The organism is Mucilaginibacter metallidurans (genome assembly GCF_003286435.2).
Taxonomy (GTDB): Bacteria; Bacteroidota; Bacteroidia; order Sphingobacteriales; family Sphingobacteriaceae; genus Mucilaginibacter; species Mucilaginibacter gossypii.
In genome coordinates this window covers 2,925,568-2,935,862 of record NZ_CP043449.1, presented here as the reverse complement: position 1 = coordinate 2,935,862, position 10,295 = coordinate 2,925,568, and the positions used below count along the sequence as shown (strand labels likewise).

The following is a 10,295-nucleotide window of genomic DNA, read 5'->3' as shown; positions in this document are numbered from 1 at the left end:
AGTGCTTTTAAAAAAGCAAAAGCTTATGCCAATTATCTGCCATTATGGAACAGAATGATTTTCAAAAGTATGTCGAAGACAGGTATCGTCATCAAATGGAGTATTACAAGACAACCTCGGCTAAAAACCATCGTCTCTACAGGAATTTTCAGTGGATCCTGATAATTCTATCGTTGTTGACTCCGGTATTTACGGCGTTAAAATTAGGAGGTAACGCCGCCCCTGGCAGTGGACTGGGCGTTGATTGGACTATCCTGACATTGATTATATCGAGTGCGGTTGCCATTCTCACTACCGCATTAAAAACCTTCAATTATCAGGAACTTTGGGTAACAGCACGTACTACTTACGAACAGCTAAAACCAGAGATCCATTATTACAATTTTAACCTGGGGCCTTACGCCAAGCCCGATCAAAATAAGGAAGGTTTATTTGTTACGCGGGTTGAAGCAATACTAAGTTCAGAGCACGATTTATGGCCACCGGCGAAAATGCAAACCGAAAAAAAATAGAATAGCTGCTTCATTGCTTCGCCGCTCACACTCTACTTCCTGGAAAATTGGCTCGAAAAATATGCTCACAGCGTGAGTATTGGCCCAGGGGTATTTATCGCATCCTGGATAGCGGCAATCGTGATCACCCTGTTCACTATCATTTTTCAGGCTATAAAAGCTGCGTTGACCAACTCAGTGAAAAGTTTGCGGAGTGAATGATTTATAGGATCCGCTGAAAACGCTTAAATCCGCAAACTGGGATCTGAGGCTTAATTGAACATTAGTAGGTGCATTCTGTGGTGAGATACGTAACGCATTCTTAAACGTGTAAATCATGTTACAAAAGTGTTACAGTAACATTTCAGCGAAGGATCCTATTTCGCGTTTAGAGACAAAAAAAGGCCGTTTTTGATATCAAAACGGCCTTTTTTCAGAAATGCACCCTGATGGGCTCGAACGTGTAAAAAATAATAAACAACTATTATTATTTTTTAGGTGTTCCTCAAATCGCTTATCAAATGAATAACGGCATCTAATTAATGTGCGGTGGTTAAATCATCTTTTATTTCCTTGTAAAGGAGTCCTGGACATTGTAGGCAAGTCTTCTTTGAATTGGTTCGAACCAACTAAGTCAAGGAGTACCAAACCGGGATGAAAGCTTTCCGAAGTTTTTATCTCGGCTTTTTTTTCTTCCTAACTTATTGTTAGTGTGGTGAATTAAAAATGCAGTCAAGTTAATTTGATCGGTTCTTACAGCTTTTTCTAAAATCTTCCATTTTTCTGGAAATATCGAACCAATAATCGGCCTTTTTTCGTCAATTTTAGCCTTTCTATACACTTTAAACGGCATATTTAGCCGCAACGATGCTCCGTCTATAATTTGGGCGTTATCTAAATATTCGGTGTTATTTTCCTTCAAAGTTTTTAACCCCGCTTCAAATCAAGTGTCATTGGTTTTAAAATTCAGGTTGGAAACTGAATTTGATGCTGAATACGCGTGCGCCGGGTTGGTCAAGATAATTGCAACGGCGAATAAGGTCGATCCGCAAAAATTTGAAAATATTGGCTATACCGGCCCCGACTTCAACATACGGTGCGCTGCCAAGGGTGTAAGTGCCGTTGGAGCTTTTGGTTGCAGCAGGTAAGCGATAAAGGCCTGTGCTTTGCTTCGGATCGTTTTCGGTACGCAAGCCACCGTACAATATTTTAGCAGAGATGAATTCCCGCCATTTTAGATATTTGATTAGCGGGACTTTGTTTAGCAGGAAGCCGTTAAAGGTATGCGTAAGGTTAAGCCCAACGTAATGATCGCTCACAAATTCAAGATAATTCATGGCATTATAAGCATCTCGCTTATAGGCGAGCGATTGATTGGCGGGGCTGATATTGAGCAAGGGAAAAGGCACTTTGCCCAGCACATAGCCGCCGAGCAGGGTAACATCGGTAAAGCCTGCCTGAGAGAGATAAAAGCGCTTATAAATGTTAATGCCAAAGTCGGTATAGGCATACCTGCCACCAAGGCTACGGTTAATAAGAAGGTCATAAATAGGATAAGGGTTATGGATACTATGTCGCGTGCGGCTGCCCTGAATAAGCTCTTCGTGCGGTGCATAGCGTAAGTGAAGATTTAGCTCGCTGGTAGTTAAATTGTTCACCAAACTGCCATCATCATTTTTTTGATAAACCAGTGCTGCAGCGGGTGTTTGCTGCCAGTTTTTATAACCCAGAATATACGAGAAGTGATTTTCGAAATCACGAAAATATTGTAGCTCAAATATTCTACTATATAGCCAATAGTTGGTTTTTCCGGTTTGAAAAGATGAGAATGCTGTAGCACGGTTGGTTACCGAAAAAGCATGACCAGGTACATCTACATCATATAAATAGCTTGCCTTAAAATAATTATTAGGAAAACGGTAGGGCGCTGTTTTATTTAATGAAAGATAAGCGATTGCATTCCCTTTTACCCGATGATCTTTAGTGCCATAAGCACCGTATCCCTCAAAATAAAAGGTGCTATCCAGCAATGGAGTAGTTCGTCCGCCCAATTCCAAATGCAAGCCTTCCTGGCTATTAAAAGATAAAAAATGTGCAATTGGTCCGATTTGCACCGGGCCGGTATCGGCATAGCCCGCTGTAAGTGTGGACAGCCACCACATTGTTCTTTTGTAAGACGGCATCTGTTCCAGTTTGTACAACTTTTCGTAAACCTGTGCCTGGCCTTTGCTAAGCGTATCAAAACCAGCTTTGCCCGTAGCCACCTGTAAAGTCTCACCCTGGTAAAATGCCGCAGTCTGCGACGCGCCGATTTTGTAGTTACGATATATCACCTTACGCTCACCAAATACACCCCAGCCTTTTTTAGTAAGCCCAAAATCAGCCTTAACTCTACTGCTGGCCAGTTCATACCGACCGCCAGTTTGCCGGGCAAAATCTAACAGTACATCAAAGCTTCTTACAAAATTTACATTGATCTTCCCATTTAGCCTTAATTCACAAGCTGTTACTGAAAAACGCCCGTCCAACGTTACAACCAACTTGCCCTCAAATAACAGATCTCCTTTTGCGCGCGGCGTAAAAGCGAGCTCTACCTGTTTACCCATAGCCGTGCTAATAGTATCTGTAATAAAAAACTTATAATAATTTGGCGCATGATCCGCTATAGGGCTCAAAAACTGGTTAGCTATAATAAACAGGTTATTCTCATAAATATCCACTTGATGACCGTACAATTGGTTTACATAAAGTTTAACCCCCGCGGTGTCAATAAACTGCAATATATTAACGCCTTTATAAGCTCTCTGTATCTGTATTTTCTTCTCCGGCTCCTTTCGAAAATAAATGTCCGACAGTTTTTCTTCCAGCAACACCGGTAAAAAAGTTTGCCCCTGTACCGTATCCAACATAAACTTATATTGGCTAAAAAATTTACTCTCAACCACTTTCTGCGGTAAATTAAAAAAAGATAGTCCCATTCGTTCATACTGCTCGTATTGCAAATAAGCTGCAGCCTCTGCCCGGTTCTCCTGCTTATGATCGATCACTTGCTGAATGAGCGCGACTGCCGGATTTCCTTTGTTGCGATAACGCTGCCCTCTCACAGAGGTTATCGTTACATTTGCCAGCTCATTGGCATCCCGTTCAAGCAATACTTGTAATTTATTCGCTTGCCCGGGTACAATTACTTTGACGGTGGGTAAATAACCAACATGCGAAAATGCTACCTGTGTAAACGTTACTGCTCCAGCCAGCCGAAACCGCCCCAGCGAATCTGCCTGTGTGCCAATATTACTACCTGCAAAAGTCACTGAAACTGATGCAAGGGGCTCACCGCTAGATGCATCTACCACTTGCCCTGTCACTAACGTCTGCGCTGCGGCCCATAAGCCTGATATTGAAAAGCATATCAAAAAACAAAGACGCAAACGCATGATTAATTAACCATTTCTGTGAAAATATGTTTTTGCCTTAAAAAGCATTTAGATAGTCTTCACTTTCTTTTTCGACCTAACAACTCGAAAAAAATCAATACAATCATGAACCTGTTTGGCGTTTGAGCTATCGCTCGGTTGAATGGCTGTATTTTCAGACCGAAGAAGAAAATTACCTTTGAGAGTTTCTTCGTTTGTTCACTGATTTGCCGTATCGCATCATTCAAATATTATGGGTCAAGACTACGTAAATTGCCTATTTATCTATACTCAGTAAAATTTCAGTCAATTCATCGGGGCGATGCTCCATAACATTATGTTCACAATCAATCACCTCCACTCGCCATTCCGGAGAATTTTTATGTAATTCATATAGTTGCCGGAAAGGAGTACTTTCCCAGCCGCTGAGATAGATAAAAGTAAGGTTTCGAATTTGCTTGTAGTTACCAATTAATTGTAGACTTTGCATAAAGGTAGCCAAAGGGTGTGGGCGCCTTCTACTATCAGAACCTGGCCTGCTAACTACATTAAATCCATCCGCCGCGGCGCCAGCTGCAAAAAGCTCGCGATAATGATCACTAGTTAGCTTCCAACATGAATCCCCGTCTTTGGGAATATAGGCATCTATGTATACAAGCCCGAAAATATTTTCAGGAATAATATCAGCTACACCTGTAATAACCATTCCAGCATAGCTATGCCCGCATAAGATCACATCGGTCAATTTCTTTTCAACAATAAAATCAATGACAAATTGAATATGAGTTGTCAAATTAATGATCTTGTCTTGGCTAACGGCTTTTTGCTCGAGTCCGGGTAATGTTAAAGAAAAACAATCTTTTTCATACGATTTCATTCGCATTGTTATTGGATCAAATATCCACGCACCATGCCACCCACCCGGTATAAATAAATAAGTTTTTTTAGTTCTTTCAATCATTGGTTGAAAAGCGTTAGTGAATATTGTGCTTTACTTCAAGTTTTTAGAAGACGAAAGCAAACTGTAATAAAAGGACTGCGCTGTGAAAAAAACAACGATCAACGGAACAAGCTTTTGATTAAAAGAAGTTTATTTTTCATTGTGATACGTTAAATATTTATGTATAAGCTAAGATTTTGCCGGGCCGAAGGGTTTTCAATTAAGGTGCACTATAAATAGTCCTTTTCTACAAAAGCTTCTTCCCGGTTTTGTTCAATAGGAAAGGTTATCGTTAAGGTAACGCCATGGCCATTTTCAATTACAAATTTTCCCTTTAACTGCTTGCCAAGCGCCTTCATCATTTCCATCCCAAGGGAATTAGCTTCACTAAAGTCAAAGTCGGGAGGGAGGCCGCGCCCTGAGTCAGAGACCTTTAAAATAGCGTTTTCATCGTCTGATGTTGACAGGCTCACCTTGATCTCGCCGCCCTTATGATCAAAAGCATATTTTATAGCATTGGTGATAGCTTCGTTTAATATTAAGCCGATGGGTACCGCTAGGGCCGGATCAAGGTTAAGAGGATTTAATACCTGGTTTATTTTGATCTGCCTGTAACCTGTATCGAACGAATCGCTCAGGTAATCGATCAATTCACCGATATAAGCGGGCATAGATACGAGGGCAGTGGTTGTACTGCTGTAGAGTTTCTGGTGTAAAAGCGCGATAGCGTTTACCCGGTGCTGGCTGCCGCGAATTGCTTCAAGCGCGATATCATTTTGTAAATAAGCCGACTGGGTGTTCAGAATGCTCATTACAATTTGCAGGTTATTTTTTACCCGGTGATGTACTTCTTTCAACAACCATTCCTTTTGCAGCAGCAAATCTTCCAGAAGAACGTTTTTGGAAGTGATCACCTCGTTGCTTTTTTGCTTATGTACGTTTTGCCTGAATAATAAAGCCGCTATGACCAGTAATAAAAATATGGCGCCGATAGTAAGGTTTTTAACCAGGTTGGCCTGCTGTAAATTAGCCTGCTCAAGCTTGCTCTTTTGGTTTAAAAGTGTAATTTGTGCTTCTTTTTGCCTGGTTTCATACTCAATTTGCAACTGCTCAATCTGTTTGCTTTTGGTGGTATTAAATATCGAGTCTTTGATGGTATTGGCTGATATAAGATGATGAATAGCCGACTGATACTGCCTCCGGCTGGTATCAAGGCCAAACCAAAGAGTTTCATTGGTGCCAAGGTCATTGTTATTGCCAATCTTCCTCAATAGATCCTGATTCATTTTGAGGTATTTTAACGCTTCGGCAAACCTGGAGGTTGCGGTGTAAAACTTAATGATTAGTTCATAATAGCTGGTCCGGGCATATAAGTTGAGGTTGGGATTGTTAGTTTGCTGTATCAGTTTGTCGCAGTAAAGTTTGGCCGTATCATACTGTTTTAATGCCAGGTAAACTTTAAGATAGGTTTGACTTACCTCATCGCCTCCTTCATATAATTCTCCGGAGGGCTGTATGAATTTTCGAGTTACCTGTGTTAAAAAAGCTTGGGCTTTTTGGGGCTTATGCATTCGGAGGTAAACATCAACTATATTGCCTGCCAGCAGGTATATGGTTGCATTATCTTTCTCTGATTTGGCAATTTCCAAAGCACGTGAAAAATAATTGATGGCCTTTTGATTGTCGCCAAGCTTTACAAAATTATAGCCCAGGTTATTGTTGATCTGGCATATTAACCTCACATTATCCGCGTGGCTTGTGGTGGCAATTTTCAGGGCCCTCAGTTCATAGCTGATTGCTGTTTTATAGTCGCCCTGGGTATAATACAGCCTTCCTAATAACGCGTACAGCCCCTGGGTTTCCGTGTAATGGGCCTGGTCATAATAGGCTAATGCTTTTTTAGTTTCGGCAAAAGCAAGGGTATAATCATTCATCATCTGGTGAAGGTCGGCTAGTAACCGGTAACACCGGGCGAGTTCAACCATGTGGTTTGTACGTTCAAAAGCGCCGATGGCCTGGTTCAGGTAATCAATCCGGGAAACCATGCTTTGCTGTAAAAAATCCTGGCTGTAATATTCAGATAACTCAAAATAAGCTTTACCAAGCAGCACCCAGTTATGTGCCTGCTTAATTTCCTGTATGGTTCGTTCAAGCAATGCGCGGCCGTTTTTGGATTGGCCTTTCGACTTGTAAAAAGCCGAACGGATCAATGCAATGCGAAAGCTGGTTTCAGCCTGCGGAGAGCGGTAATTAAGCTGTTCGGCCTGGTTAATAAAGTGAGAAGCACTATCCAACTGTGCAGTGGAAGGGTGGCGCAGATGGGTGAAAAACTCCGCCAGTTGCAGCGCAACATGGATGCGGTCGGCGGCAGAACCAGGGATGCTTTTTTGCGAAAGCAAAGAATCAACATGGTGCCTGGTAATTTCCTGCGCGTTTGCTGAAATGGCCAAAAGAAAGCACAGGATAATCAGTTTGCATTTTGGTATCGTGTCAGCTCGTTTCATCTTTGGTTGGGAGCCTGTATGCATTAATCTTTTTTTTAAATTTAGGTATATTCAAGTACATCTGCTAATTTAAAAGCTATCCTTGTGTTATGTAATTTATTAGTATTCAGTTATTTTAAAGCTTTGTTGAAAGAAATGATTAGCAACATCGAAAAAGAAATAGAATTAAAAACATTAGCAAGGCTATATCAGCATTCACAGGATCTTTTAATATATTTTCTCCGGTATAAATATATCCGTATTTGATAGATCGTCATTGATCAGGATGCTGCAGCTCAGTACATTTATTTTTATTGCTGAGTTATGGCCGGTAATTTGTACCAAACAGGTGCCACAACTCCCCATTCCGCAGCACATCCCCAAGCCCGTTCACTATTGCCCGGGTGATGTAATGTAAATAAAATGCCGTTTTTTTCGGGCATCGTATGCTACTTTAAACTTTAACGGGTGCGATAGGTAAATTAATAAAAAATCTCCGGTTACCCGTAATACCCGTAAGGATGCTCGGTTTAAGCCAACGGTAAACTGAAGTGAAAAACAGATCCTGTACCGCTTTCGCTTTCTGCCCAGATCTGTCCTTCGTGCCGACGGACGATCTCGGCACTTAAATAAAGTCCTATACCGAAACCTGAAATATGACGGGTTTGGTTGCTTTCAACCCGGTAATAACGGTCAAAGATCCTCGGCAGGTCCTGTGCATTAACCCCCATTCCCTCATCTTTTATGCTAACCTGTGCAAAGCCATTGACCGGAGTGCATTTCACTTCAATCTTCCTGCGTTTGGGCGAGTATTTAACGGCGTTGCTAATCAAGTTGGAAATTACCGAGCCGATCTTTTCCCTGTCGGCGTTAACCTGCACATGATTACTGATATCAATGTCAATAATATGAGTGGAAACAGTGAGCCCGTATTCCTCAACAACTTCCCTGATCAGCAGGTCCAGATCAAATAATTCTTTATTGATCGCGATTTTGCCCGATTCCAGGCGCGATATATTCAGGAACCCGTTAATCATGCTGCTCATCCTCTTCGCTTGGATATCCGCTTTTTCCATAGCACCCGCGAGAAAATTATCAGGATTATTTTTCAACTTGAGGTTAGCTACCTGAATCAGCGCCATCAACGAAGTTAACGGGGTTTTAAGTTCATGGCTCACCATGCCTATAAAATCATTTTTTCGCAGCTCGTCCTGTTTCTGTTCTGAAATATCCCTGGCGATCTTGGAAACCCCGGTGATCTTTCCGTGTTTGTCACGTATAGGCGAAATGGTTAGGGATACGTCCAGGACACGACCACCGTTCGCCAGTCTTTTTGTCTCAAAATGTTCCATGCGCTCCCCGTTTTTCAAGCGGGCTATTATCTGCGGTTCCTCATCCTGCCGGTCTTCCGGAACCAGTTTAAGAATAGACTGTCCTATCATTTCGGAGGCTGGATAACCAAAGATCCTTTCTGCAGATTTGTTCCAGCTGGTGATCGTCCCCTCCAGCGATTTGCCTATTATCGCATCATCTGATGATTCTACGATAGCGGCCAGTTTGGCACTGCGTTCCTCTGCTTTTTTCTGATCGGATATGTCAAGCGCGATTACCAGTCCAGCATAAACCATTCCCCGTTCATCTGTTAATGGTACAAAATCTACCTGCAGATCATGACCGCCGGTGCTTTTAAGTTCGGTCCTTATCTGCTCACCGTTCAACATCCGCTCATGGTACTCCCTGGTTATGGCATATCGCTCGGGAGAGTTAAGTTCGGCCATGTGTAAACCTGCATAACTATCTTCGTTGTAACCTAATTTTTGCATCAGGTCACCCTCCATCGTTATCAAGTTTTGCTCCCTGTCAATAACGAGGATCAGCGAGCGGGGAATATTGACGGCGATAGAACGGAATAACTGCTCCTTCTTTTGTATTTCTTCCCTGCTTCTTTGCAGTTCCTCATTACTTGCCAGCATTTCTTCGTTTGATGCCGCAAGTTCTTCGTTAATAGCTGTAAGTTCTTCATTAAGGGCTTGTGTTTCCTCTTCGCTTTCTGCAAGGGATTTAGTGCGTGCAGCTACCAGTTCCTCCAGCGATCCGTTCATCCTTGAAAGTGCTTGTTGTGCCTCCAAAAGCTCACCATTGATAGAGATGAGTTCTTCGTTTGCTGTGCTGATCTCTTCGTTAGCCGCGGTAAGCTCCTCGTTAAAAGCCGCGGTCTCCTGTTCTTTGACCTCCAGTTCCCGCTGCAGACGGTCTTTGACCTTCACATCGCGAATTGCACTGATATATGATAGTGAGGCGATCACAACGGCGAGTATGAGCACTACGATTATGGCTGCAGGAGCAACAAAGGTATAACGCTCCAAAACTGCCCGGCGTTCATCCAATAGTTTGCGTTCGGTATCTTCTGCATGGTCAATGGCATGTCGTAATTCATCCATGGCAGATCTTCCTTCTTCCAGATCGGCAGTGGAAACAAGCTGTTGATGTTGTTTTTTTGAAACAAGTTGCTCCAGGATAGCCATTCGATGGGTTAGTATTGCACGGATGCCTGCCATGTTGGCTTGCTGCAGGGCGTTATCGGCGGTTAAGGCACTTACCTCACTAATCAGGCGCTGTGTTTTGAGATAGGCGCCCTTATAAGGGCCTAAGAAGGCGGTCTTGCCGGTAAGCAGAAAGCCACGCTGCCCTGTTTCTGCATCTTTCATCGATGAAATAGCTTGTTCAAGCTTCTGGATCACCAGAGTGCTGTGCCCAACAGCTTTATTGCTGTTTAGCAAATTATTAATCGTAGCGTAAGAAAACAATCCTACGATCAACAGGATCAATATTGAAAACCCGTAGCCGAGCTGCAAATTGCGGGTAAAGTTCAGTCGCATAGAGATACCGGGTAACAATGTTTTTAAGGGGTATGCAATAATTTATGATTTTACGAAAAAAAACACGGAGATGGTTTGGCGTTGCCGGT

At 42.5% G+C, this 10,295-nt stretch carries 6 protein-coding genes; 1 reads left to right on the top strand and 5 read right to left on the bottom strand.

From position 1 onward, the window contains the following. Nucleotides 1–44 precede the first annotated feature (44 nt). Nucleotides 45–512: a DUF4231 domain-containing protein gene (locus DIU38_RS12510; RefSeq protein WP_112655018.1), complete on the top strand. Its 468-nt coding sequence runs from the start codon at nucleotides 45–47 to the stop codon at nucleotides 510–512. Nucleotides 513–1,125: 613 nt separating this feature from the next. On the opposite strand, the gene DIU38_RS12505 is transcribed toward DIU38_RS12510, so the two are convergent. The 5 genes from DIU38_RS12505 to DIU38_RS12485 form a co-directional block, all read right to left on the bottom strand. Continuing rightward, nucleotides 1,126–1,413 carry a hypothetical protein gene (locus DIU38_RS12505; RefSeq protein WP_112655017.1) on the bottom strand — a complete coding sequence of 96 codons (288 nt, stop codon included), beginning with the start codon at nucleotides 1,411–1,413 and terminating at the stop codon, nucleotides 1,126–1,128. 37 nt (nucleotides 1,414–1,450) lie between these two features. Then, nucleotides 1,451–3,844 (bottom strand): DUF5686 family protein, encoded by a 2,394-nt coding sequence (locus DIU38_RS12500; protein ID WP_167516159.1) that lies wholly within the window; start codon nucleotides 3,842–3,844, stop codon nucleotides 1,451–1,453. Between the two features lie 337 nt (nucleotides 3,845–4,181). Further along, a complete protein-coding gene (locus tag DIU38_RS12495) occupies nucleotides 4,182–4,865 on the bottom strand; it encodes an alpha/beta fold hydrolase (RefSeq protein WP_112655015.1) in 684 nt (227 codons plus the stop codon). Between the two features lie 209 nt (nucleotides 4,866–5,074). Further along, nucleotides 5,075–7,348, bottom strand: coding sequence for a tetratricopeptide repeat-containing sensor histidine kinase (locus DIU38_RS12490; protein ID WP_167516158.1), 2,274 nt, complete (start codon nucleotides 7,346–7,348; stop codon nucleotides 5,075–5,077). Between the two features lie 509 nt (nucleotides 7,349–7,857). Beyond that, nucleotides 7,858–10,206: a PAS domain S-box protein gene (locus DIU38_RS12485; protein WP_112655013.1), complete on the bottom strand. Its 2,349-nt coding sequence runs from the start codon at nucleotides 10,204–10,206 to the stop codon at nucleotides 7,858–7,860. Nucleotides 10,207–10,295: the final 89 nt, after the last annotated feature.

Coding starts and splice junctions, on each gene's coding strand:
- DIU38_RS12510 (WP_112655018.1), top strand. CDS start 45: ATGGAACAGAATGATTTTCAAAAGTATGTCGAAGACAGGTATCGTCAT.
- DIU38_RS12495 (WP_112655015.1), bottom strand. CDS start 4,865: ATGATTGAAAGAACTAAAAAAACTTATTTATTTATACCGGGTGGGTGG.
- DIU38_RS12490 (WP_167516158.1), bottom strand. CDS start 7,348: ATGAAACGAGCTGACACGATACCAAAATGCAAACTGATTATCCTGTGC.
- DIU38_RS12485 (WP_112655013.1), bottom strand. CDS start 10,206: ATGCGACTGAACTTTACCCGCAATTTGCAGCTCGGCTACGGGTTTTCA.